Annotated in this window: 24 protein-coding genes; 14 read left to right on the forward strand and 10 right to left on the reverse strand. The window is 32.4% G+C overall.

Annotation, left to right across the window (positions count from 1 at the left end; all coding sequences use genetic code 11):
• Window positions 1-2: 2 nt before the first annotated feature.
• Window positions 3-530, forward strand: coding sequence for a GNAT family N-acetyltransferase (locus LPB87_RS02040; protein ID WP_230604668.1), 528 nt, complete (start codon window positions 3-5; stop codon window positions 528-530).
• Between the two features lie 151 nt (window positions 531-681).
• Here the strand turns inward: LPB87_RS02040 and LPB87_RS02045 are convergent, their stop codons facing one another.
• Complete coding sequence (locus tag LPB87_RS02045) at window positions 682-1,200, reverse strand: hypothetical protein (RefSeq protein ID WP_129537509.1); 519 nt, start codon at window positions 1,198-1,200, stop codon at window positions 682-684.
• Between the two features lie 626 nt (window positions 1,201-1,826).
• On the opposite strand from LPB87_RS02045, the gene mtaB reads away from it, so the two are divergent.
• The gene (gene mtaB, locus LPB87_RS02050) at window positions 1,827-3,161 is read left to right on the forward strand and encodes a tRNA (N(6)-L-threonylcarbamoyladenosine(37)-C(2))-methylthiotransferase MtaB (protein WP_129537510.1); all 1,335 of its coding nucleotides are present in this window, start codon (window positions 1,827-1,829) and stop codon (window positions 3,159-3,161) included.
• Between the two features lie 144 nt (window positions 3,162-3,305).
• Here the strand turns inward: mtaB and LPB87_RS02055 are convergent, their stop codons facing one another.
• Window positions 3,306-4,022, reverse strand: a complete 717-nt coding sequence (locus tag LPB87_RS02055) for a 3-ketoacyl-ACP reductase (RefSeq protein WP_230604670.1) — start codon at window positions 4,020-4,022, stop codon at window positions 3,306-3,308.
• A 263-nt stretch (window positions 4,023-4,285) separates the two neighbouring features.
• Between LPB87_RS02055 and LPB87_RS02060 the strand changes: the two genes are divergently transcribed.
• On the forward strand, window positions 4,286-5,131 hold the full coding sequence (locus LPB87_RS02060; protein ID WP_230604672.1) for a L,D-transpeptidase: 846 nt from the start codon (window positions 4,286-4,288) through the stop codon (window positions 5,129-5,131).
• 62 nt (window positions 5,132-5,193) lie between these two features.
• Here LPB87_RS02060 and LPB87_RS02065 read toward each other — a convergent pair whose 3' ends face one another.
• The 3 genes from LPB87_RS02065 to LPB87_RS02075 all read right to left on the reverse strand — a co-directional run bounded on the left by LPB87_RS02065 (window position 5,194) and on the right by LPB87_RS02075 (window position 7,507).
• A complete protein-coding gene (locus LPB87_RS02065; RefSeq protein ID WP_230604674.1) occupies window positions 5,194-5,781 on the reverse strand; it encodes a phospholipid scramblase-related protein in 588 nt (195 codons plus the stop codon).
• Between the two features lie 111 nt (window positions 5,782-5,892).
• On the reverse strand, window positions 5,893-6,519 hold the full coding sequence (locus LPB87_RS02070) for a hypothetical protein (RefSeq protein WP_230604676.1): 627 nt from the start codon (window positions 6,517-6,519) through the stop codon (window positions 5,893-5,895).
• A gap of 151 nt (window positions 6,520-6,670) precedes the next feature.
• Window positions 6,671-7,507, reverse strand: coding sequence for a hypothetical protein (locus LPB87_RS02075; protein WP_230604678.1), 837 nt, complete (start codon window positions 7,505-7,507; stop codon window positions 6,671-6,673).
• A 257-nt stretch (window positions 7,508-7,764) separates the two neighbouring features.
• On the opposite strand from LPB87_RS02075, the gene LPB87_RS02080 reads away from it, so the two are divergent.
• The 6 genes from LPB87_RS02080 (at window position 7,765) to LPB87_RS02105 (ending at window position 15,370) form a co-directional block, all read left to right on the forward strand.
• Entirely contained in the window at window positions 7,765-8,646 is an 882-nt protein-coding gene (locus LPB87_RS02080) for a PPK2 family polyphosphate kinase (RefSeq protein ID WP_230604679.1), read from the forward strand.
• Between the two features lie 197 nt (window positions 8,647-8,843).
• On the forward strand, window positions 8,844-10,301 hold the full coding sequence (locus LPB87_RS02085; RefSeq protein WP_230604681.1) for a hypothetical protein: 1,458 nt from the start codon (window positions 8,844-8,846) through the stop codon (window positions 10,299-10,301).
• 96 nt (window positions 10,302-10,397) lie between these two features.
• Window positions 10,398-12,179: a cytochrome c peroxidase gene (locus LPB87_RS02090; protein WP_230604683.1), complete on the forward strand. Its 1,782-nt coding sequence runs from the start codon at window positions 10,398-10,400 to the stop codon at window positions 12,177-12,179.
• A 216-nt stretch (window positions 12,180-12,395) separates the two neighbouring features.
• Entirely contained in the window at window positions 12,396-12,995 is a 600-nt protein-coding gene (locus LPB87_RS02095; protein WP_230604685.1) for a porin family protein, read from the forward strand.
• A 114-nt stretch (window positions 12,996-13,109) separates the two neighbouring features.
• A complete protein-coding gene (locus LPB87_RS02100) occupies window positions 13,110-14,162 on the forward strand; it encodes a histidine kinase (RefSeq protein ID WP_230604687.1) in 1,053 nt (350 codons plus the stop codon).
• 494 nt (window positions 14,163-14,656) lie between these two features.
• A complete protein-coding gene (locus LPB87_RS02105) occupies window positions 14,657-15,370 on the forward strand; it encodes a LytTR family DNA-binding domain-containing protein (protein WP_207209614.1) in 714 nt (237 codons plus the stop codon).
• A 1-nt stretch (window position 15,371) separates the two neighbouring features.
• Here LPB87_RS02105 and LPB87_RS02110 read toward each other — a convergent pair whose 3' ends face one another.
• Window positions 15,372-16,307 carry a DUF6268 family outer membrane beta-barrel protein gene (locus tag LPB87_RS02110; protein ID WP_230604689.1) on the reverse strand — a complete coding sequence of 312 codons (936 nt, stop codon included), beginning with the start codon at window positions 16,305-16,307 and terminating at the stop codon, window positions 15,372-15,374.
• 173 nt (window positions 16,308-16,480) lie between these two features.
• Window positions 16,481-16,996 carry a hypothetical protein gene (locus tag LPB87_RS02115; protein ID WP_129537522.1) on the reverse strand — a complete coding sequence of 172 codons (516 nt, stop codon included), beginning with the start codon at window positions 16,994-16,996 and terminating at the stop codon, window positions 16,481-16,483.
• Between the two features lie 193 nt (window positions 16,997-17,189).
• Here LPB87_RS02115 and LPB87_RS02120 point away from each other — a divergent pair, with 193 nt between their 5' ends.
• The 3 genes from LPB87_RS02120 to LPB87_RS02130 all read left to right on the forward strand — a co-directional run bounded on the left by LPB87_RS02120 (window position 17,190) and on the right by LPB87_RS02130 (window position 20,887).
• Window positions 17,190-18,575, forward strand: coding sequence for an MATE family efflux transporter (locus LPB87_RS02120; RefSeq protein ID WP_129537523.1), 1,386 nt, complete (start codon window positions 17,190-17,192; stop codon window positions 18,573-18,575).
• Between the two features lie 92 nt (window positions 18,576-18,667).
• On the forward strand, window positions 18,668-18,895 hold the full coding sequence (locus tag LPB87_RS02125; protein ID WP_129537524.1) for a hypothetical protein: 228 nt from the start codon (window positions 18,668-18,670) through the stop codon (window positions 18,893-18,895).
• A gap of 54 nt (window positions 18,896-18,949) precedes the next feature.
• A complete protein-coding gene (locus tag LPB87_RS02130) occupies window positions 18,950-20,887 on the forward strand; it encodes an LTA synthase family protein (protein ID WP_129537525.1) in 1,938 nt (645 codons plus the stop codon).
• An 85-nt stretch (window positions 20,888-20,972) separates the two neighbouring features.
• Here the strand turns inward: LPB87_RS02130 and meaB are convergent, their stop codons facing one another.
• The 3 genes from meaB to LPB87_RS02145 form a co-directional block, all read right to left on the reverse strand.
• Complete coding sequence (meaB, locus tag LPB87_RS02135) at window positions 20,973-22,067, reverse strand: methylmalonyl Co-A mutase-associated GTPase MeaB (protein ID WP_230604691.1); 1,095 nt, start codon at window positions 22,065-22,067, stop codon at window positions 20,973-20,975.
• A 271-nt stretch (window positions 22,068-22,338) separates the two neighbouring features.
• Window positions 22,339-22,980 carry an NAD(P)H-binding protein gene (locus tag LPB87_RS02140; protein WP_230604693.1) on the reverse strand — a complete coding sequence of 214 codons (642 nt, stop codon included), beginning with the start codon at window positions 22,978-22,980 and terminating at the stop codon, window positions 22,339-22,341.
• 55 nt (window positions 22,981-23,035) lie between these two features.
• The gene (locus tag LPB87_RS02145; RefSeq protein WP_129537528.1) at window positions 23,036-23,443 is read right to left on the reverse strand and encodes an Rrf2 family transcriptional regulator; all 408 of its coding nucleotides are present in this window, start codon (window positions 23,441-23,443) and stop codon (window positions 23,036-23,038) included.
• Window positions 23,444-23,558: 115 nt separating this feature from the next.
• Here LPB87_RS02145 and LPB87_RS02150 point away from each other — a divergent pair, with 115 nt between their 5' ends.
• Together LPB87_RS02150 and LPB87_RS02155 are read left to right on the forward strand one after the other, a co-directional pair.
• On the forward strand, window positions 23,559-24,470 hold the full coding sequence (locus LPB87_RS02150; protein WP_230604695.1) for an AEC family transporter: 912 nt from the start codon (window positions 23,559-23,561) through the stop codon (window positions 24,468-24,470).
• A gap of 33 nt (window positions 24,471-24,503) precedes the next feature.
• On the forward strand, window positions 24,504-25,721 hold the full coding sequence (locus tag LPB87_RS02155; protein ID WP_230604697.1) for an MFS transporter: 1,218 nt from the start codon (window positions 24,504-24,506) through the stop codon (window positions 25,719-25,721).
• Window positions 25,722-25,765: the final 44 nt, after the last annotated feature.

A 25,765-nucleotide genomic window follows, 5' to 3' on the forward strand; every position in this document is an offset into this window, starting at 1 on the left:
GTATGAAAACTCCAATTGAGACAGAACGATTGTTATTAAGAGAACTTCTTTCTACAGATGATGTAGGGCTTTTTGAATTGGAATCTAATCCTAATGTACATAAGTATGTAGGGAAGAAGCCGATTACTCATATTGACGAAAGCCGTGCTTATATTAAATTTGTACAACAGCAATATGAGGATAATGGAACTGGTCGCTGGGCTGTAGTTCTCAAAGAAACCAATACTTTTATAGGTTGGTCTGGAATAAAATTTATTACCGAAAGCATCAATAATCACAAGGATTTCTACGAAATAGGATATCGTTTTATTGAGGAGCATTGGGGTAAAGGATATGCTACTGAAGCTGGGAAAGCTTTTATAGATTATGCTTTTAATACAATGAAAGTAGAAGGAATTTATGCTTATGCAGATGCAGGAAATAGTGGTTCTAGAAGTATTCTAGAAAAACTAGGACTAAAGTATGTGAATTCTTTTATGCTTGATGATGAACAAGAAGTTTGGTATGAACTGAAGAATCCTCATCTTTAGGCTTTAAAAAACACAATGCCTCCCAAATCTTTACAATCTCTTAGTTTTAATCTAGAAACAAAATGTAGGTAAGTTGTTGCTGATTTTGGTATGTAAAGATTTGGTAACACAGTTCCGTTACTAGATAACGGTATATCTTATACTTTTGAACTTATTTTTTCGCAACTGAAATAAAATATTTATTTCCATCTCCCATTGTAAGTTTCACACGTTCGTCGCAAAGGTCAATAGAGTAATTAGCATTCTCATAACAAGAACAAGTTGTGTTTTTGTCTTTTGACATTTCTGTTTTACAGTTGTTGCTTTTGTATGTTGACAATTGTGGTGTGTACAATGATACTAAATCTGTCGAAGCAGTTACTAGTGATATAATACTTGCAGTATTACCATTTGCAATTCTATAAACGATTCTGTCTGTATAAGAAATGTCGTTTACAATTACTTTTCTGATGTAGGTATAAGCAGTTGAACCTTCCTCAACAGATTTTACTTCAAATTTAAATCCAATACCACGAACTTCAATATCAAATTTTGATTGTGAATTGTAACTTGCCCAAGAGGTAAGTGTGGTAATAGAAGGAAATGGATTTGTAGTAGCACTAGTAGTTTGTGCTTGTACTCCAAAAGTAGTTAATAGCATTAATAAGATTGTAGGGAAAAATGCTTTCATGTTTTTGTAATTAATTTTAATATACCTACTCTATATGGTTTTCGGTTTGCCCATTTATATTTTCATTCAGTTAAGAATTCAATATGTTTATGAAAAAGTAACTAACGTAAATTGATGCCAATTAGTATTGTTTTTACCACATTTTTCGTGGCGTGAATTTAAGGCGAATATTTACGCGAACAAAGCGTATAATAGGAAAACTTTATTTTTTAAATTTTTTATTTTTCATTGGGTGTATCTTATTGATAATTATATAATTGTGTGGTTTTTTTTCAATATAAAAAGGCTCTGTAGAAAAAAAATAGGATATATAAATAGGATTTATCTGCTAGTTAAAATGCTTTTTTGATTTTGATCTCTAAAAAAAAGTCTAGAGAGCATTATTATTGGGGTAAAATGAAACTTTTTGTTCGTTTTTTCTAGATTTTTCGTTTCATTTTTCTCAAAAGTAAAAAGAGTATTGCTTTTTCGGTATTTTTTGGAGGAAATAAAAGTTACTGTAAGTCAAAATATTGATATATAGCTTATTATTGATTTCATTTTAAAAAATATTGTACGTAAATTTGCAAACTCTTTTGTAAAGAGATAAATTATAATAGATACTACTTAAAACGTAGTTTATTGCTATGGAAAATAGAAAAAAAGTTGCTTTTTATACGCTTGGATGTAAACTGAATTTTTCAGAAACATCAACAATTGCCAGAAATTTTAATGATGAAGGTTTTGATCGTGTCGATTTTGAAGATGTTGCTGATATATATGTGATCAATACATGTTCAGTTACTGAAAATGCTGATAAACAGTTTAAGCAGGTTGTGAAGAAAGCGATGAAACTTAACGATAAAGCATTTGTTGCAGCTGTTGGGTGTTATGCACAGCTTAAACCAGAAGAATTGGCATCGGTAGATGGTGTTGATTTGGTTTTGGGTGCAACCGAAAAGTTTAAGATTACTGATTATATCAATGATTTGAGCAAAAATGATATGGGCGAAGTTCATTCTTGTGAAATTTCGGAAGCCGATTTTTATGTAGGAAGTTATTCAATTGGAGATAGAACTCGCGCCTTCTTAAAAGTACAGGATGGTTGTGATTATAAGTGTACCTATTGCACAATTCCGCTTGCAAGAGGAATTTCACGTAGTGATGCTTTGGAGAATGTATTACAAAATGCAAAAGAAATATCAGCTCAAAATATCAAAGAAATAGTTCTTACTGGAGTTAATATTGGAGATTATGGAAAAGGGGAATTCGGGAATAAGAAACACGAACATACTTTTCTGGATTTAGTTCAAGCTTTGGATAAAGTAGAAGGAATTGAACGATTGAGAATTTCTTCGATAGAACCCAATTTGTTAAAAAATGAAACAATTGAATTTGTATCTAAGAGCAGAACTTTTGTGCCACACTTTCATATTCCGTTACAATCAGGAAGTAATGATATTTTGAAATTAATGAAGCGTCGTTACCTTCGTGAAGTATATACAGAGCGAGTAAATAAAATTCGTGAAGTTATGCCTCATGCTTGTATTGGAGTCGATGTAATTGTTGGATTTCCTGGTGAAACGGATGAGCATTTCTTAGAGACCTATCATTTTTTGAATGAAATGGATATATCTTACTTACACGTTTTTACTTACTCTGAGCGTGACAATACCGAAGCGGCTAATATGCCTGGAATTGTTCCTGCAAATGTGCGTGCCAAACGTAGTAAAATGCTACGAGGATTATCAGTAAAAAAACGCCGTGCTTTTTACGAAAGTCAATTAGGAGCTAATAAAACTGTACTTTTTGAAAGTGAAAATAAAGAAGGCTACATTCATGGCTTTACTGAGAATTATGTAAAAGTGAAAACGCCTTGGAATCCTGAACTAGTAAATACGCTACACGAAATTAATTTAACTACCATTGATGAAGACGGAAGTGTACGATTAGAGTTTGTAAATAAATTAGCAGAAGCCTAAAAGAGAAAGATAAGACTGAGCAAGAAAGCAAGACTTACGAGATTTTATAATAGAAGAAAGAACAAACACAAATTCCACAAATTTACACGAAACAGTTAGTGTAAATTTGTGGAATTTGTGTTTAATATAATTAACAGTTTTTAATTAAGGATTTGTAGACCAAATACTACTGTTTTTAATAAATACTCTTCGGTTTAGTTTAAGTTGGGCAATGATTAGTTCTGCAATATCTTCAGATTGCATTACTTTTTCAGGATTACCATCTGTTAGTTTTAATTCTTTTGCCATATCGGTTGCTACAGTACTTGGTGTTAAAGCAGTAACTCTGATATTGTGCTTTCTCATTTCTTGCATTAAAGAGTCAGTTAGTCCTAGAACTGCAAATTTTGAAGCACTATATGCGCTAGTCAATGCATTTCCGTTTAAACCTGCTGTTGAAGAAATATTGATGATATCTCCAGTTTGGTTTGCAATCATATTTGGTAAAACGGCACGAGTTACATAATAAGTACCCATTAAGTTTACCTGAATAATTCTTTCCCAAGCAGCTGGCTCTAATTCTAAGAAATTACCAAATGCTGCAATTCCTGCATTGTTAATTAAAATATCGATAGTTTTAAATTCGGCTAATGCTTTCTCTACGGCATTATTTACAGAGTTAATGTCAGATACGTCAGCAGTAATTGCTAATGATTTTACTCCAAGTGTATTTATTTCGGCTGCCACAGTATCAATATCAGCTTGAGTTCTTGCCATTAAAATTACATTTACACCTTCTTTTGCCAATGCAATAGCAACTGCTTTTCCAATTCCTTTTCCTGCACCAGTAATTAGCGCATTTTTATTTTTTAGATTACTCATAGTAGTTATTTTTATGTATTGTAAAGTACAATTTGTTTAAAATAGTTTGTCATGCAAAAATACCTATTTTCAACTTTGGATGTGGCTTTTAATAGGGATTCTTAATATAAAATTAACTGGTTTGTCACTATTACGTTTTCGCTTTTTTATTTTAAAATACATTAAATATTTTATTGATATCTTTAAATAAAGAAACAAAAGGAGAAAATTATGTAATGCTTTTTTCTATTTAATAAGCCAAATTTGTAATAAACACATTTATTATGAAAAAGACACTTCTTATTTTAGCTATAACAATTCTGTCATTCTCATGTAAAAAAAATGAGACTCCAGAGATTAAAGAAATAGAAATACGAAAAAAACCTGCAACTATTTCTTATCGTATAGAAAACAGAAAAGATTGGTTAAAGGCCAATACTACTGCCGATACGCAGTTAGATATCCTTGTTGCTGTTAACCGAACTGATAAAACCAATTTTGCCAAGATGGATTCTATTTTGGTACCTTCTGATTTAAAAGGTAAGATCGAACATTATCTCCCGTTTCCGTTGACAGTACCCTATTTGAGAGCTATCGATAAGGTAATTTTCTTTTCATACCCATCGCAAACTTTTGCCGCTTATGAGAAAGGACAGTTGGTTTATACAGGACCTACTAATATGGGGAGAAAAAAGGATCCTACTCCAACAGGGCTTTTTTATACCAATTGGAAAGCAGTGAAAACAGTAAGTACTTTTAATGACGAGTGGGATTTAAAATGGAACTTTAATATAGAGAACAAGAAAGGTGTCGGTTTTCATGAATATGCTTTGCCGGGATATCCTGCTTCGCATTCGTGCTTGCGACTTCAGGAAAAAGATGCTCGTTATCTTTACGATTGGGCCGATCAATGGGTATTGGCAGATAAAGAGAATGTGAAGGTTAAAGGAACTCCTGTGATCGTTTTTGGTACTTATGATTTTGATGGAAAGAAACCATGGTTGCAATTAGCTAAAGATCCTAAAGTTTTGGAAATTTCTGCTGAGGAAATAGAAAAGGAAACAAAGCCTTTCTTGGATAAGATTTTGACTGAACAGAAAAATAGAGAAGCATACCAAAATAATAAATAATAAAAAAAGCCACGAATCCTTTTTGTTGAGAATTCGTGGCTTCAATTATTTTAGGTGTAATTTTATTCTTTCAATACCATATCAATACACATTACCGCTGCTAAGATAAGTTGTCTAGAGCTATCATCTTGGCTAACGGTATTTTCAATTTGAAGTACATAATTATCAGCACTAGTAAAGAATTCTTTTCCGATACCTGCCCATTTTTTATTTACTTGCCCAAGCATTTTGGTGTCTTTAGTAAATTTAAAATCCCAACCAGTCCATTTTCCTTGTAGCATACAAACGGTTTTTTCATTCTTATCTAAAATTTCAAATTTTCCTCCAATAGAAAGTAATTTTTGTTTGAATGTACCAATTAAGCATTCTTTTTCGTCGAATACTTCTACTGTAGATCGAAAAATTGCTACTCCACGTTTTATATTGATTATTTTTTCTCCTGCAGGTGTTGCAATTTCTATGTTAAAAGGTGTTGCTCTTTTAAAATCGGTAAAACGTAATACTTTAGTAAAAAAGCCTAGATTTTTTTCTCGGCAATTCATTATTAGTTCGTTGTTCTCTGGATTGTAGATATCGTAGTTATTTGCAGCTTTGAACATCCCGACATGTTCTTTTACTAAAAATAAATTTTGATTCAAGATTGGGTTCATTCTAATTGTTTAAAGTTAATTTATTAATTGTTTTTTGTAATATCCTTTTGGGTTTTAAGATCATTAATAATAATCTCAGTTCCATTAGGATAAATTATTTTTAAATATGATTTATTGTTCGTAACAAATGTCATTGTAAAATTCGACGATTTGTTCAATATCAGTAAAAAGCCATTTATCGCCTTTTAATTTTTTAACGATATAATCACAATCCGCGAAAAATTTAGAAGTATTTCTTCTCCAGGAATTGATGACTCCACAATTTAGACAAGTTGGATATTTATCTTTTCCTTTTTTAACATAATAAAATTCAGGGACGTCTCTTGGTTGAGAATATTGTCCGTTAATATATGAACCATAAGATTGTACTTCATCATGCGGATTTGAGATATGATCAAAAAGGCTGTAATCTGAACCTAGTTTTTTATACAAAGTAGCTTCTCCTTCTGTAATAACCTCCACTAGTTTAGGTTTGTCTAGTGAGTTTAATGTGACATATTCAAAGGTTCTTTTTATTTCAAAACCAAAGAATGTGATTTTTTTAATGTGTTCGTAATCCCATGTATCGGTTTTATCGTCAAGAGAGATTTTAAATTTTATTTTATTGAATTTTAGTGCAGCAAAACCCTCAATGGAATCACCATTTTTAAAAAAAATTATTGCCTCCTGTGTTTGGGAGTAACTTTTAAGATTGATAAAGAATAAGATGATTATAATGCTTTTGTAAAGTTGCTTCATTTTTAGGTTTGCTGATATCCGATGACTTGAATTATTGATCTGTTTTACAGAAGAGGCGCAACTTCTTATTGTAATTTACATTAGGGCAATCTTTAATATTCTTGAGATTGTCTTTTTTGCAATATTTATCCAGTTGATTATTGTTTGTGAATTACTTAATCGGAAGGTTTAATTTAAAAATGGTAGTCTCTAATAATTCCGTATCGTTGTCTTCGCAAAGTAAAAATTCGATTGTATTGTTTGATTTTTTATATAAAGTCAATCCTTCGAATTTATTGGTAGAACTTATTTTTTTGGTGTAGTCTATTTTCATAGTTTTAAGATCCATTTGACCAATGAAGCTACCTAATATTTCTCCATCATTGTAAGTTGATTTTGTGTCTTCGGCTGTAGCCAAAAAGTAAATTTTATCATCAACGAGAATTGCATCAGTAAAACTGCTTCGAACTCCTTTTATCTTTGGGAGTTTATAATCTACAGAAATAAGACTAAATTCTTCTCCTAAACTTTTGGCATGTATGGTGAATATGGCATTTTTATTGGTTTTTCCGTTTCCACGATTGAATAAATACCAATTCTCACCATCAAAAATAGCGCCTTCGAGGTTGAAGTCTTCTGGTTTGATGCCTGAGAAATTTTGCATTACAGCATAAAAATCAGTTAAATTGTTTGTAGCGATTTTAGTTTTTGATTTTAAATCGAATTCGACCATTTTGTTTCGTTGATCGGTAGAGCCGGAGCCAAAAATATAAAGTGTATCATTATGGTTTGTGATGGACTCAAAATCAGGTTTTTGGTTTTTGGCAATATTTTCGGTTGCATTAGCAATTATTTCATGTTTTTTTAAATCGGAGTTATCGATGTTGTATTCGTATAAATAACCACTATTGTCGCCAATTATAAATAATGAATTATCTTGATATATAAGCCCTGATGCAGAACCAATTCCGATGATTTGGAATAGGATTTCTAGTGTGAATTTTTCCATGATTGTTGTTTTTTAATGTAGCTGTTTTTAGCCCCGATTACTTCACTATATTTTATTTTAAATGAGGTTCAGTGAATTCCATTTGTAATGAAAATACCTTGAGAGGAAATTGTTGTTTTTTCTAGAAGAAACAGCGTAACCAGCGGAAACTCCTGTTACTTTATTAGAAAAAAGCAATTTACTGAAAAGTATTGTAATTCAAAGCGGGAAAAAGCTGACCAAAAATAGTATATTTACTTTAATTAAAATGATGAAATATGAAATCAATTGACCCAAAAAATTTTAAAGTTGTTGATAAAATAAAATTATCAAAAATTCCAACTTTACTGGATATAGATGCTGATGAAAAGGAAAAGGAAGTAAAGCTGGATAAGGTTCAAGCTAAATTGAGTAAACTGCAAGATGTGATGTATGCGCATAATAGGTATGGCGTTTTGATTTGTTTGCAAGGAATGGATACTTCGGGAAAGGATAGTTTGATTCGAGAGGTTTTTAAGGAGTTTAATCCGCGTGGGGTTGTGGTTCATAGTTTTAAAACGCCTACTTCGGCGGAGTTAGAGCATGATTATTTATGGAGACATTATCTGGCTTTGCCCGAAAAAGGGAAATATGCGATTTTTAACCGTACGCATTACGAGAATATTTTGGTAACACGTGTGCATCCTGAATTTATATTAAATGAGAATTTGCCTGGAATCGAGAAGGTAGAGGATATTCCGGAGGATTTCTGGAAGGACAGGATTGAGCAAATTAATAATTTTGAGAAGCATATTACTCAAAACGGAACTATTGTTCTAAAGTTTTACCTGCATTTGAGTAAAGAGGAACAACGCCAAAGATTATTACGACGATTGGAGAAAGAAAAACATAATTGGAAATTCTCTGTGTCGGATTTGAAGGAACGTGGGCATTGGGAGGAATATCAGCAATATTATGAGGAAGCGATAAATAAAACTTCGACCAAAGATGCTCCCTGGTATATTGTTCCTGCTGATGATAAAGAAATGGCACGTTATATTGTTGCCAGAATTATTTGGGAAGTAATGCAAAAACATGCTGATATTAAGGAACCAGAATTGCCTGAAACGATAAAAGATAATATCAAGATGTATAAACAACAATTAGAAAACGAGTCTTAGAAATAAGGCTCTTTTTTTTGGTTTGATGTTAATGCAAGTTTATGAATGTTTTGTATTACTAATTTAATGTTAATTATTTTATGGTTTATTGGGTAGTTTTGATGTGACTTTTGTTTTTTTGATAATATCTAAATCATTTTTAGTTAAAGAGTGGGGGCTTACTTTGCCAAAAAAATATAAACCAACTTAATACTAAAATGAAAAGAATTATTTTACCCCTAATTATTCTAGGATCATTAATTACATCGTGCAACAACGATTCTAAAGATCAAGAAGAAGTTGCAACATCTAGTGTTGTATTAAAAGATCAATCGGTTACGCCAAGTTTATTAAAAGCTAAGGCAGGATTTGAAAGTTTAAAGATTTATTCTCTTTTTAGTTCGGATGATGTTTTCCCAGATAGCCCTAAGTTTGTTTTTGGAGGTTCTGCTGATGGTTCTGGTTTGTTAAAAAATACTGATGGAACTTTTACTTTTTTGGTAAACAACGAAGATAATTTTGCAGTTTCCAGAATTACTTTAGATAAGACATTTAAACCTACTAAAGGAGAATATTTGTTGAATTCTAGTGGAGGTACTTGGAGATTATGTGGAGCTACAATGGCTACGCCAGCTGAGCATGGTTTTGGACCATTATATTTAACTTGTGGAGAATCTGGTGAAGAATCTCGTACGCATGCATTAGACCCTTACGGAAGTGTAGGTTCTGCATCAGTATCTAAAGAGTTAGCAGGATTTGGCCGTTTGAGTGCTGAAAATGCTTTGCCTTTACGTACAGGTGCTTATAAAGGAAAAACAGTTGTTGTAATTGGTGACGATGATTCAGGAACTTACGGAGGTCAGGTTTTTATGTATGTATCGAATACTGTAGGTGATTTATCAGGTGGTTCTTTATATATGTTAAAAAGAAACGATGATAACCAAAGAGAGATGGATATGGTAGTTAGTAAAACTTACCCTATTTCTTTTGTAAAAATTGATAACCATAAAACACTTACGGGTGCTCAAATCAATGCATCAGTAAATACTTTAAAAGCAATTAAATTTGGTCGTGTTGAAGATTTAGATTACCGTAAAGGTGGTGGTGCAGCAGATCGTGAATTGTATTTTAATGCTACAGGACAAAATACAACTGGAACAAATGCAGATGCTTCTAGAACTAAATATGGTAGAGTTTATAGATTAAATCTTGATGCAGCTGATCCATTAAAAGGAACTTTAGAGGTTGTTCTTGATGGAGATAATCGTTCAGGAATTGCAGGTAAATTTCAGAATCCAGATAATATTTGTGTAACTAAAAACTTTGTTTACGTTCAGGAAGATGCTAACGGATATGGTGATGAAACTCATGATGCTTATATCTATCAATATAATATTGCAACTAAAGATTTAAAAGTTGTGGTTGAATTGGATCACCGTCGTACACAAGCAGATGCAGCTAAATATAACGTAGGTGGTATGTCTAAATTTGGAGATTGGGAATATGGTGCTTTGATTGATGTTTCTGAGCAAGTTGGCATCGAAGATACTTTTATGTTAAGTGTTCAGCCTCATAGCTGGACTGGCGATAAATATAAAGGCGTTGATGGTGGAACAAACCGTCCGAATGAAAAACAAGCAAGTCAAATCTTAGTTCTTAAAGGTTTAGCAAGATAATTTTTTAAGTAATTATAAAACAGCTATCCACTACTTCAATATGAGGTAGTGGTTTCTGTTTTTCTGAATATTCCTCTTTTTAATTGTTATTAAATCATGAAAAAAATATACTGTTTGTTGTTGCTAGTAATGTTAGTTGCTTGTCAGAAAAAAAACAAACATCAAGAAGTAAATGAATTGTTTAAAGCTGATATTACTTTATTGATTCAGAAAGTTGCCAAGCTCAAATATTCGGTTCAATCTGATTCGACCGAAGCACAAATTCAGAGACAATTTTTAGAGGCTCATCAAAGTTATAAGAAAGTCGAGATGATAAGTGAATATTACTCGCCAACAGTTTCTAAAGCTATTAATGGCCCTGCAATAAGTGAGTTTGAGGAAAATGATAAGATAACTGTTCCGCCTGAGGGATTTCAGGTTATCGAGGAATTAGTTTTTCCAAAATATAATGCCACTAGTAAGAAAGAATTAGTTCAGGAATTGGGAGTACTTACTGCTAATTTAACTCGTTTAGAAAAAGTTTCTAGTACTAATGAACTGACCGATGCTCATGTTTTTGATGCTATGCGATTACAAGTATATCGAATTATTACTTTGGGAATTACAGGATTTGATTCGCCAGTTGTGTTTAACTCCATTCCCGAAGCATTGGTGTCTTTAGAAACGATTGAAAAATATTATCGTGTTTTTGTAGAAAATAAGAAGGTTTCGAATGCTAAAGAGGTTCTTGATATCTTTGAGAAAGGAAAAAAATACTTAAAATCAAATACTGATTTTAATACTTTTGATCGGGCACATTTTATTAGAGAAATTGCGAATCCGTTGAGTAGAGGACTTTATAAAACTCAAATAGAATTAGGGATTCCGTTTATGACAGAATCTAGAGGTTTAAAACCAACAACACAAACTATATTTGATAAGGATGCATTTGATGCAGAAGCATTTTCGGGTTTTCCAGATTATAAAACAACACCAGAGAAAATAGCGTTAGGGAAAAAATTATTTAATGATCCTATTTTATCTGGAAATAACACAAGGTCTTGTGCTTCGTGTCATCATGAAGAAAAAGCATTTACGGATGGCTTAGAACGAGCGATTTCATTAGACGGAAAATCGATGCTTCAACGTAATACGCCAACGCTTGCTAATATTGCTTTCCAGCGAGTGTTTTTCTCTGATTCCCGAGTAGGTTATCTCGAAGATCAGGCAGTTGCAGTTATAAAAAATGAAAACGAAATGCATGGTTCTTTAGAAAAATCAGCTATTGCGATCCAGAAAAATCCAAACTATGTAAAGGAATTTAAAAAGGCATTCCCGAAAGGAGAAATAAATGAATTTGAAATAAAAAATGCTTTGGGATCCTATATTCGTTCTTTGAGTCATTACGACTCTAAGTTTGATAGATATATGCAAAATAAAGAAGCATTTACAGCAGATGAAAAAGCAGGTTTTAATTTGTTTGCAGGTAAAGCCAAATGTGCGACTTGTCATTTTATTCCGCTTACAAACGGAACCGTTCCTCCAAATTTTGACAGATCAGAGAGTGAAGTATTAGGTGTACCAAATAAAAATAAAACACTTGATGGTGATTTAGGGAAGTTTGTTTTAACACAAGCGGCTATTCATAAGTTTTCGTTTAAGACACCTACAATAAGAAACATAGAGCTTACGGCTCCTTATATGCATAATGGAGTCTATAAAACACTTGAAGAAGTTGTTGACTTTTATAATGAAGGTGGAGGGATAGGTTTAGGATTTGATCTTCCTAACCAAACGTTACCTGAAGACAAACTAAACTTAACTGAAAAAGAAAAGAAACAATTAATTGACTTTATGAAGACGCTAACGGATGAGAGATATCTAGGGAGTAAGAAGTAAGAAGTGAGATGGGGGGAGAAGCTAGATTATAGAGGTAAGATGAAAGACTGAGAGATTATATATAATTTAATCTGCTAATGGGTCACGTGTTGCTTTACGAACTTTGTGTTTAATTTTTCTGTCCGTTGGTCAAAAGACTAATGCTGTTCATCAAACTAATTTTAATAGGGATTATAGTTTATGCTCCTTTGCATCAAATTAATAAAAACTATTATCATGAAAATTTACAAATTAGTATTGTTCACAGCTGTTTTCTTATTAGGCTTAATTTCTAGCAAACTTCATGCGCAATCTCCACTACCGATTCATTTTGGTATAAAAGGTGGAGCAAATTATTCAGAGTTGCCTGTTTCAGATGGTTTTAGCTCTAAATATGCGTCAGGTTATTTTGGAGGAGCAATGGCACGGTTTGATGTAGGGAGATTTTATATTCAAAATGAAATTTTGTATAGCGAGAAATCTTCAAAAATTGAAAAGACTTCTTTAATGGGGGCTCGAAATGTAAAATGGAAAAGTATTGAGGTTCCATTAGTGATCGGTTATAAAGTAGTAAACTTTGATGCACTTAATGTGAGAGTTTTTGGAGGAGGGGTTTATTCTTATGTTATCGACGAGAATGTTGCGTCATTAAATCAATTAAAGAACTCATTTGGAAAATTTAATAAGTCCAATATAGGATATCAGGTAGGAGCTGGTGTCGAGATGTGGAAATTTACTTTAGATTTTACTTATCAAGGAGGCCTAAATAATATTAGTAAAGACTTCAATTCTAAAGCGAATTCTTTTAATGTGAGTGTTGGATATTTTATTTTATAACCTCTTTTAAGGTTAACTCAAAAGCAGCAGCAAAGAATCTTTTTGGTTCTTTGCTGCTCTTTTAGAAATATCGAGTTACTTTTGACCACTAATTTTCTCTTATTTCCTTTTTAGATGAAAACAAAAAATAAAGATCAATTTCACTGGATATTTTTAATCTTTTTCTGGTTTATACTCGGGACAACCATTTGGGCGCAACTGATTGCTGATTATGGTACAATGGAGGCTATACGCCAGTCAGCTCTAATATTATTAAGCGCTATTGTTTTGGCGCATTTTCTTAGTGATGTAATGCTTCCTAAGGCATTACGCAAAAATAAAATGACACTATTTGCGATACAGGCTTTTGTTGTAGTATTGCTTTTGTCACTTTGCCTAGCTGTCATTTATGCCAGTTTTTCAGATCCGCGCACACGTAACCGATTATATCCAGAAGAAGCTGATATGACTACTATTCAGTTTCTGTGGGCTCGGTTTTGTGGAAGTATTCCCGCTGCAATTTTGATTTGTGGCACCGCTTGCGGACTTCGATTTTATCAGGAACATAATGAGATCGAAAGAAATCATGCCGAATTAAAACAAGTTCACTTAGAAGCTCAGATAAAAATTCTGCAAGATCAAATCAATCCGCATTTGATGTTTAATATCTTGAATCATATTCATATTTTAATGCAAAGTAATGTACAACTAGCTTCAGATTTATTGATTCAGTTCTCAGATATTTTACGATACCAATTGTATGAATGTAATAAAGAATATGTTTCGTTGTATCTCGAAATCAAGTATCTAAAAGATTTGGTTTCGGTCGAAAAAACCAGATGGGGCGATGAACTAGATGTGAAAACTAATTGGAATATCGAAGACGGACAGTTACAAATTGTTCCATTGCTTTTAGTTCCTTTAATAGAAAATGCGTTTAAACACGTTTCACGATTACCACACCAAAAAGGGTATGTGCATTTATCTTGTGGACAAGAAGATAAACAATTAATTTTTCAAATAGAAAACTCATATACAGAGCAATACAAAATGCCATCTAAGAGTCAGGGGTTAGGGCTTGAAAATGTTAAGAAGAGACTTGCAATTCAGTATCCAGACCGGAATGAATTAAGGATAAACAAGACCGATTCGGATTTTACAGTTAGGCTTGTTTTGGATTTAAAGTAATCAACATCAAGCAGATTTTTTATCGCAGCGGGTGCAAAGATTTTACATACTGATGGTTTTGTAAAAACGTAAAGTTCGCAAAGCTTTGTGTTGAACCAGCTTTGCGAACACTGCGGTTAATTTTTTAGCCACAGATTGTAAGGATTAAAAGGATTTTATATGTAGTATAAATGATAAATCTGCTCAATCTGCAAAATCTGCGTGTAAATTATCATTAAGTGATCCAGATTATCTGATTTATCTTTGGACGAAAAGATAAATCAGATAAACTTTGTGAGCTCCGTGGTTATTTTTTTGCTACAGATTATAATGATTAAAAAGATTTTAAAAAGCTTTGTGTTGAACTAGCTTTGCGAACTTTGCGTATCCCGATAGCTATCGGGACTGTGCCCTTTGCGGTTAATTTTAAGACACAGATTAAAAGGATTAGATAAAGCTTTACGAACTATGCAGTTAAGTTTAAAGCGTTAAGAATTTAAAAAAAAATATAAGTTATGACCATGAAATGCCTGGTAATTGATGATGAACCTATAGCTAGAAATGGGATTGTAGATTTTGTTTCTAAGATTGATTTTCTGGAAGTAATAGGTACCTGTGCTTCGGCTTTGGAAGCTACTTCATATATTCAGGACAAGCAAGTAGACTTACTATTTCTTGATATTAATATGCCCTATCTTTCAGGATTAGAATTTTTGGAGTCTTTGGATAATCCGCCGTTGGTAATTTTTACAACAGCTTATTCCGAACATGCTTTGGATGGTTATCGTTTGCAAGTGATTGATTATTTATTAAAGCCCATTACATTTCAGCGTTTTTATCAAGCTTCTTTAAAAGCAAAACAATGGCATCAAATGATTGGAGCTCCTAAACAAACTCCACTAGATTCATTTCTGTATGTGCGTCAAGAGGAAGGATTTCAAAAAATTTCTTGGGTTGATATTTTATATATAGAAGGAATGCAAAATTATGCTAAGCTGCATTTTAAAGATAGAGTGCTTGTGATTCATCAAACTATGATTTCGTTGGAAGAAACACTTCCAGCGGATATTTTCTTTAGAATTCATAAATCATTTCTAGTAAATATTACTCATATCGATTCAGTTTCTGGAGGGCGTTTATTTATAAAAGGGCAAGAACTACCAATTTCAAGAACACGTAGAGAAGCGTTATTGAAAGAGGTAGTTTATAAGAATTTATTGAGCCGATAATCTAGAACTTCCATTTAAGAGCAACAGCTCCATAGAATGTGGTTGTGAATTTTGGGTCAGCAAGGTCTTTTTCTTTAAAAATTTCCTTTATTTTTCGATCATTGGTCGAGAAAGAGCGAACTAAAGTTGATCCTATAGTAGGTTCAAATATCCAATTTTTACCCAGTTTTACTTGTGGCTTAATACCAGCAATAATTTGTTGGTATCCTAATAACATTGATTTGTTTCCTATTCTGGTTTCGGCTGTCATTCCGCTTAATTCCAAAACAGCTTTTAGGTCAAAATTTTCAGTCATTCGATAACCCAATTCGATTCCTTCTGGAAAATTAACTTTAAAATGTAAAGCGCCATGAGATTCCCAATTAAAATAAATTCCTGGAAGAACCATCGGAACACCAAAACTATTGGTAAGAACTGGTCCTAAACCGAAAGCTAAATTAGGGTTGAATTGTTTTATAAAAATTACACCTCCTTGAACCAATACATCATCCTTGTTAATTTGCTCCATATCGCTATAGACACCAACAGAAGCCATTATTAATAAAGACCAAGACTGAGAAATTGAGCGTAAGTGTTTAACTCCGATTTGTGCATTTAAAATCTCTGTAGGGAATCCATTTGGTAATTCTGCAGGAAGCAATTGCATGTCGTAATCTTTATTTTCCATTTTAGCATAAGCTCCCATAAGCAATACTGACCATAATCTAGGGTTATTGTATTTGTCCATTTTTAAAGAAATGGGAATTTCTAGAGCAACTTGAGCTCTTTTAAAATTACTCTTTGCATCAGTTTTAGAACTGTCTATTGGACGAACATAATTAGAAAACGGGACATAATCAATTTTAGCTTCTCCAGATATACCGGTTTGTGCTTTTGCAGAAATTGAAATTAATAGAAATAAGAACAGTTGAGATAGATAAAAAACAGATTTTTTCATGATTTAAATTAAAATTTTACACGAAGTACCATGTTCTATAGTGATCCTAAAAATAGGTTTGACTAATGGTTGCTATCTGTTGACCAATGGTAAAAATTAGCATATATTAAATTGCATAAAACTAAAAAAGCCTCTCTTTCGAAAGGCTTCTTATGAATGTTTTATAATGAAGTTTACAATTTAAACCCGTATGCCAGTCGCAATGCAACCTGATTGGTGTTGAATTTTGTATAATCTTCATATCGCACACTTATATCAACATATTTATTAGCATACCCAATTCCAGGAGCCCACAAAAATGTAGTGTCATTGTATCCGTTTGTAACTGCAAAACCTGCACCAACTTCACCTAATACATAAAATTGATCTTCCCAGATAAAAGCTTTGAAACCTGCTTTTGCAGGAATGAATCCGATGTCTTTTAAGTCCTGTTTGTTAACAAATAAATTGGTAAAACCAGTTGTTAGGGTTAAAGATGTTTTCATAGATAAATCATACTGTAATCTAACATCACCACCTAAAGACCAGCTATACACTTTATTTGTCGGAATTCCACCGTTTAAACCAAATCCTAAACGGAAACCTTGATCATATTTTTTTATTTCGGTGCTTTGTTGTGCCGTTGCAGAAGTATATATAATTGCAAAAACTGCAATTAATAGCATTTTTAAATTGATTGTCTTTTTCATAATATCAGATGTTTTAGTTTATTAATGATGTAAAAGTAGTAGTAGGGTAGTGTGAGGACGTTATATAATTATTAGCTTTTATTATATAATATTGAGGTTATCAATAAATTGAATAATAATTAGGCTTATAAATTGAATAATAGAGAAAGAATTGAAAGCTTCTAATTATCTTTGCACACTAAAAAAATACAAAGTGAACTTTTCTCAATACACAAAAGAATTTTCTTATAATCTAAAATTAGCTTATCCAATAATATTAGGAATGGTAGGACATACCCTTATAGGTATTGTCGATAATATAATGGTGGGAAAACTAGGAAGTACAGAGCTGGCTGCAGTTTCGTTAGGTAACAGCATGATTTTTATTGCAATGTCATTAGGAATTGGATTCTCGACCGCAATTACTCCTATAGTAGCCGAAGGCGATGCCGAGAAGAATGATAAAAAAATTCGCAACGCATTTCATCATGGATTATTTTTATGCACCATTTTAGGATTAATGCTTTTTGGAGTAGTTGTTTTAGCAAAGCCCATAATGGAATTACTGAAACAACCAGCTGATGTAATTGCACTTGCTAAACCTTATCTTGACTGGGTTGCTTTCTCATTGATTCCTTTAATTATGTATCAGGGATACAAGCAATTTGCAGATGGACTTTCGCTTACTAAGTATTCGATGTATGCTATGGTTATGGCAAATGTGCTGCATGTAGGTATAAATTATTTGTTGATTTATGGTATCTGGATTTTTCCTAAAATGGGAATTGTTGGAGCAGCACTTGGAACAGTAATTTCAAGAATATTTTTGGTAATGTTTATGCACATTATGATATCTAGAAGAGAAGAATTAAAACATCATTTTCAGAATTTTAGTTTTTCAGAAATTAAAAAGGAAACCATTAAAAAAATTATAAGTATAGGATTTCCATCAGCGATGCAAATGCTTTTTGAAGTAGTATTGTTTACAGCATCAATTTGGCTTTGTGGTAATATTGGAAAAACGAGCCAGGCTGCCAATCAAATTGCTTTAAGTTTGGCTTCGATGACCTTTATGTTTGCTATGGGATTAAGCGTAACTTCAATGATTAGAGTTAGTAATCAAAGAGGATTAAACGATTTTAAAAACTTAATTGTAGTGGCACGTTCTATCTTTTTACTAGCTATTATAATCGAAACTGTTTTTGCTATTCTGTTTATAGCCTTCCATAATTACTTACCACATATCTTTTTGAATATGGAAAATGGAGGACAGCTTCTAGATAATAATGAAGTAATAGCTATTGCATCGAAATTACTCTTAATAGCAGCAATTTTTCAAATTTCAGATGGAATTCAGGTAGTTGTTCTAGGAGCTTTACGCGGATTACAAGATGTTAAAATACCGATGTATATTACATTTGTAGCCTATTGGATTATCGGTTTTCCTATTTCCTATTATTTAGCCGAATATACCGATATGAAAGCAGAAGGAGTTTGGATAGGTCTTTTGGCAGGATTAACTGCAGCGGCTATATTTTTGTATATTCGTTTTCATTACCTAACAAAAAAATTAATCAATAATTCAGTTTCAAATTCATAAATTTGGAGCACAATAAATACACACAGACAAAGTAAATCTGTATAAAAAAACAGTCTGTATAACAGACAATAGAAAAATAAAACAAAAACAAAATGGAATTACCTAAATTTTTACTCGGCGACAATACTGATTTCCCAGATGATATCTTCATTATTCATCTTGATTACCCAAGATTTATTATCAATTTAAAAGATGATGAGGTTGAGTTTATGGAAGAAGCAGAAGATCTTGATGAGGCTGAATTAAATGCCGAAATGGAAGGATTAATTGTTCTTGCTAATGAGTTTTATGATAGAGAGATAAAACTTTACGAAGAATAAGTACCTTATTTTAATTTAAATATTTTTTTCAACACTTTAAAAAATCCTTATTAAATGAAAAAATTCGCTTTTTTAAAACCGATTTTTAATTTTATAGCAATTGGATTGCTAATTACTACATTAAGTCGAATATTTTTATTTTTCATATTTAAGGATAGAGTAGTTGAAACTCCTAATTTCTGGTATATCTTTCCAATCGGGTTACGAATGGATTTGATATTGCTATGTTATTTGTCATTTCTTCCAGCACTTTTGGTTACTTTATTACCAAATAACTGCATCAAATTCACCAATAAGTTCTTGGTGTTTTATAGTTTCTTATTTCTTTTTCTGATTCTTTTTGTAGAATTGGCGACACCTGATTTTGTAAAACAATATGATACGCGTCCAAACAAGATATTCTTAGATTATTTAATATATCCTAAAGAAGTTGTAGGCATGCTTTTAAAAAGTTACTTGGTATCTATCATCGTTACTTTTATAATTTTAGGGGTTGTAGTATATTTTGCTTTTAAGAAAGGACAAAAATATTTTCATACCCATCCGGCAGATTATAAATTAAAATTAATTGTATTTCCATTAGTGGCTTTTCTGTTGTTCTTTGGAGCACGTTCAAGTCTTACATCTAAACGACCAATTAATGCAAGTAATGCGGTTTTTTCTACAGATCAGTTAACAAATACTTTAGGATTAAATTCATTTTATACAGTAGCTTTTGCAGCTTACTCTATTAAAAATGAAGGAAACACTAAGATGTATGGTAAAATGGAGGAAGCAGAAGCTATTGCTCGTGTAAAAAAGTACATGACAGTAAATCCTAATGATTTTACAGATCCAGAAATTCCATTTTTACACATTCAAAATCCAGATACACTTTTAAAGCGACCATATAACTTGGTTATATTTTTGCAAGAAAGTCTTGGGGCAGAGTATGTTGGGATTTTAGGAGGTAAGCCATTAACTCCTGAGTTTGATAAACTTTCAAAAGAAGGATTACTTTTTACAAATTTATATTGTACAGGAACGCGTAGTGTTCGAGGAATTGAAGCTGTTGTTACAGGATTTCTTCCTTCACCCTCAGAAAGTGTAGTAAAATTAGGAAACTCGCAACAAGGATTTTTTACTTTGGCAGATGCCTTAAAACAAAAAGGATACGAAACTAGTTTTATATATGGAGGAATGGCCAATTTTGATAATATGGCTTCTTTCTTTAACGGAAATGGATTTCAAGATATCGTAGATCAGGAAGATTTTGATAGCGATGGACATAAATATGCATTTAAAGGGACTTGGGGGTATTCTGATGAAGATTTAGTTGTAAAAGCAAATAATTATTTTAAAGCCAAAGGAGATAAACCATTTTTCTCATTAATGTTTTCAACTTCCAATCACGAACCATTCGAGTATCCTGAAGGTAGAATAAAACCATATGATAAAAAAGCTGCTACAGTTAATAATGCTATGAAATATGCCGATTTTTCGATTGGTAAATTCTTCGAAATGGCTAAAAAAGAACCTTACTTTAAGAATACTATTTTTATCGTAATTGCAGATCATAACACAAGAACATACGGAAAGAATTTAGTACCAATAAACAAATTTCATATTCCAGCCTTAATTATGGGGCCTGGAGTTCCTAAAGGGAAGGCATATGATAAATTGGCGAGCCAGATTGATATTCCTCCTACGTTACTAAGTTACATCGGAGCACAGTTTGAAACGCCAATGATAGGACGAAATTTAACTAAAATAGGGCCAGATGTAAAAGGAAGGTCAATTATGCAGTTTAATGATATTAATGCTTTTAGAGTAGAGAACAAGGTTGTAATTATGCAACCAAATTTAAAGCCATTGCAATTCGAAATTAAAAATGATACAACCTTAATTCCTGTTAAGCTTGACGAAGAACTTGCAAAAGATGCTTTGGCACACGTAGTAACAGCTGGGAATTTATATAAACAAAATAAGTATAAGCTTAGAAAGAAAAAGTGATTTTGAAATACAAAGGTGCAAAGTGACAAAGGTTTTTTAAGTAGTTACTAAGATTTAGAGGTTAAAAAGTCTTGTTGAATCTTTGTTACTCTGTCCCTTTTTTGAACAATTCCAACAAAATAGTAGCAGCTGCAAAAGGTGAAATTTCATCATTTTGCACTGCTTTTTTGTTTTTATCAAGTTCAGCTATGATCTCAGGATGATTGTAGAAGTTTGTTTTTAATTGCTCATTGATAGTTTCCATCATCCAAAATTGATTCTGCTCTTTTCTTTTTTCTTGAAAATAAAGCGTGTCTTTTGCCATTTCTAGATAATCAAGGATAGTTTGCCAAACCTCAGGGATTCCTTCATGAGTAATAGCACTACAAGTTGTTACAGTAGGCTGCCATCCCGATTTTTTGGAAGGGAATAAATGCAAAGCTCTATTGAATTCAGTTTTAGCAAGTCTAGCTTTTTTTATGTTATCACCATCTGCTTTGTTTATAGCAATAGCATCAGCCATTTCCATAATACCTCTTTTAATGCCCTGTAATTCATCGCCAGCGCCAGCAATTTTAAGTAATAAGAAAAAATCAACCATGCTATGAACAGCCGTTTCACTTTGGCCAACGCCTACAGTTTCAATTAGTATGGTATCAAATCCTGCAGCTTCACAAAGTATAATTGTTTCTCTGGTTTTTCGGGCAACACCACCAAGTGTATCACCTGATGCGCTAGGTCGGATAAAGGCGTTTTTATCTTTAACAAGTTCTTCCATTCGTGTTTTGTCACCAAGAATACTTCCGTGAGAGAACGAACTGCTTGGATCGACTGCCAATACAGCTAATTTCTTTCCTAATTCAGTGAGTTGTTTGCCAAAGGCTTCAATAAATGTACTTTTTCCAACACCGGGCACTCCTGTAATTCCTATTCGAACCGATTGATTGGCATGAGGTAAGCAATCATTGATTATCTCATTTGCTTTGGCCAAATGGTCGGGATTGGTACTTTCTATAAGTGTGATTGCTCTGCTTAATGCAGTTATGTTTCCTGACAAAATACCAGAAACTAATTCTTTTGCAGTAGGTTGAATCCGTCTAAAACGCTGAATTTGCTCAATTGATGTTCCACTGGTGATTTCAGGTTGTGAAATTCCAGGTTTTTCATTTAAACTGCTCCCTTGTTTTTTATGTGCTGACAAACTCTTTACTTTTGAAAGGTAAAAGTAATCAAAACAAGAACAGTTTCAAAAAGACTATATGCCTTTTGAAACTGTTATTTTTTGTCGCAAATTCACAAATTAAATAATTTCTGTATGTCATCTCGAGGAACAGGGGATTTCCAGAAGAAACTCTACAATCAAAATCTCCAATCTTTATCAAGCTACTTGTGGAGATCCTTCCTCCGTCAGGATGACAAAAATGAGGTAATAATTCGAGTAAATTCGTGCGATTAGTGGCAGAATAAAAAAATTAATATGCTGCAGTAAAACGTACTTGATGGTGTTTAGGAGTTTCAGCTTCGTCAGTAATTACTACTGCTAAATCTTCTACAGATAGGATACTTCTTTGGTTCTCATCAAAAATAGGATTATCTAATCCCAAACGATATTTACCAGTTCTACCTGTAGTAATTCCAGGATGCATTTCAAAAGCTGGGCTGAAAAATGCCCAATCCAAGTCTTTTTCTTCTTTAAGGATATTCAAATAATCTCTTGCTGCCGATGCTCCAGCGTAGTATTCTTTTGGAAAATCAGGAGTATCTACAGCTTGTAAATTAGGTGCAACAAATAAACTTCCGGCTCCTCCAATTGTAATAAAGCGTTTTACTCCCGATTGTTTAACAGCTTCTTGAATAGATTTTGAGCCTGCTATAAAATCATCATATAAATTAGGGTTTGTCCAACCAGCATTATAAGCACTAATTACAACATCGTTTCCTTTTAAAATACTTGCTAATTCTGTTGTATTCAGGATATCAGCTTTTACCCAATTTACATTAGCAGAATCTTTTGGATTTCTTGCTATTGCGGTAATTTCATGATTGCGATTTGCTAATTCATTTAAGATTGTTGAGCCTACAAAGCCTGTGGCTCCAATAATTGCGATTTTCATAATGTATAATTTAATTAGTAATAAAAAATGTTACAGTTTTGTGTAAAAAAATAGATTAGAACTGATTTGAAAAATTTTCTAATGTGATTGTGCTTAGTTGCGCATTTATTTTTTCGTTGATATCAGCATATAATAAGTCTAGATTTTCGTTTATTTTCTTTCCAACAGGACAATCAGGATTAGGCTGATTTTTAGCGTAACCAAGATTTACGGTATCAAAAGTCATTTTAAAAATATCAAGTAAACTGATTTCTGATGCAGGTTTTAACAATCGTGTACCTCCGTTTTTACCTTCCTTACTCTCTACAATATGATTTTTTTTAAGGTTCGAAATTTCTTTTCTTACCAAAACAGGGTTCAAATTTATGCTACCCGCAATATATTCCGATGATAAATAATCATTAGGGAATTTAGAGAGTAACGTAAGAATATGTGTCGTTATGGCAAACTTACCTGAAATCATACTGTAATAAAATATGTTACAAATTTATAAATTTTTATTCAACTGACAAAATAATTTACTTTAAAATTAAATAATTTAAGAAGATATTAAGTAGTATTTTTGTTTTTTTTCAAAGATGACCAACTTTATTTTAATTTTTGTTTTTATTACTGCGGGGCTTATATTGCAAAATATCAAGGGTTTCCCTATACATATCTATAAGACGTTAAACAAAATCGTAATTTATTTATGTCTTCCTGCTTTGGCATTGTTTTTTATTCCAAAAATAAAATGGAGCACAGAATTGCTATTTCCTATTGGAGCTGCGTGGATTGCTTTTGTAGTTGCATTTCTTCTTTTTTCGATTTTAGGAAAAAAGTATGGATGGTCAAATAAACTAATAGGATGCTTGATTCTCACAGCTGGATTAAGTAATACCTCATTTCTTGGTTATCCTATAATAGAGGCATTGTATGGAAAATCAGGTTTAGAAACCGCAATTTTGGTAGATCAGCCAGGTTCCTTTGTTGTCATTTCGACCTTGGGTGTTTTTGTAGCGGCATTTTATTCTAAAGGAAGTCCTAATTCATTCGCAATTGCAAAGAAAATATTGACTTTTCCACCTTTTATTACTTTTGTAGTGGCTTGCTTTATGAATGTTTTTAATTATGATTTTGATGAAAATCTTCAATTTGGATTTCAAAAGTTAGGTAGTTTGGTTACACCACTAGCATTACTTTCGGTAGGTTTGCAACTTCGTTTTGAAAAGAATAGCAGGCATTGGAAGTTTTTGACCTTAGGATTGTTTTTTAAGCTTATTATCACACCATTATTATTTTTGATATTGTATGTCTTTGTTTTAAAACAAAATTCATCAGTAATTAAGGTTACAATTATGGAAATGGCTATGGCGCCTATGATTACAGGAAGTATTTTGGCCTCGACTTATGGTTTAAAACCCCGATTAAGCAGTATGATGATTGGTTTTGGAATTCCTATTTCATTTGTGACACTTGCTGTTTGGTATTTTATTATGAATCTTATCTAGTTTATATATTAATTTTTTTAGTTCAATTTTATTATGAGTTCGTCTAGTAATACAGCTACAATCGATGGTTCGGTTTTAGTTCAAAAAACAGTTTATTCTGTATTGTTTTCAATAGCATTTGCGCATTTGTTAAATGATTTAATGCAAGCAGTAATCCCTGCTACATATCCTATATTAAAAGATAATTTTAATTTAAATTTTACTCAAGTTGGATTAATCACTTTTGTTTTTCAGCTTACCGCTTCTTTATTGCAACCTTTCATTGGATTTTATACTGATAAAAAGCCTATGCCATATTCATTAGTTATAGGTATGATTTTTACTATTTCGGGTTTATGTCTGCTGTCTGTATCTAGTGAATTCTGGATGCTGTTAATTTCAGTTGGATTAGTAGGAATTGGTTCTTCTATATTTCATCCAGAGGCTTCTAGGGTTGCATTTCTAGGCTCAGGAGGAAAGCGAGGCTTGGCACAGTCCATCTTTCAATTAGGAGGAAATGCAGGAAGTGCAATAGGGCCATTATTAGTAGCTTTAGTAGTTGCTCCTTATGGACAATCGCATGTTGTTTGGTTTGTGATTGCAGGAATATTGGGGATTATCATTTTATCTAGAATTGCAGTTTGGTATGAAAATCATATGAACTTGCGAGCTGCAAAAAAAATAGATTCAGAAGAGACTACCGTTCCTTTGTCTAATAAAAAAATAACTATTTCAATTGTTGTTTTATTGATGCTTATCTTTTCTAAGTTCTTTTATATGGCAAGCATGTCTAGTTATTTCACTTTCTATTTGATAGATAGGTTTGGAATGAGTATTCAGGATTCTCAGTTTTATTTATTTGTTTTCTTGGCATCTGTTGCAGCAGGAACATTAATAGGAGGGCCATTAGGAGACCGTTTTGGAAGAAAGTATATCATTTGGATTTCTATACTTGGAGCAGCACCATTTACGTTGCTTTTGCCTTATGCTAATTTATTTTGGACAGGAATATTGTCTGTGATAATTGGAGTTGTAATTGCTTCTGCTTTTTCGGCAATTTTGGTTTTTGCGCAAGAATTAAAACCTGGTAAAGTGGGAATGATTTCTGGTTTATTCTTTGGGTTTGCTTTTGGAATGGGAGGATTAGGCTCGGCAGTTTTAGGTTATGTTGCTGATCAAACAACTATTGAGTATGTGTTTAAAATAAGTTCATACTTACCTTTAATAGGAGTTCTTACTTATTTCTTACCAAATATCAAAAAGAAAGCCTAATTCTATCAAGTCTATCAACTTTATGATTTTTTTATAGTAGTAGA

The sequence above is a fragment of the Flavobacterium sp. EDS genome (assembly GCF_020991525.1).
Lineage (GTDB): Bacteria > Bacteroidota > Bacteroidia > Flavobacteriales > Flavobacteriaceae > Flavobacterium.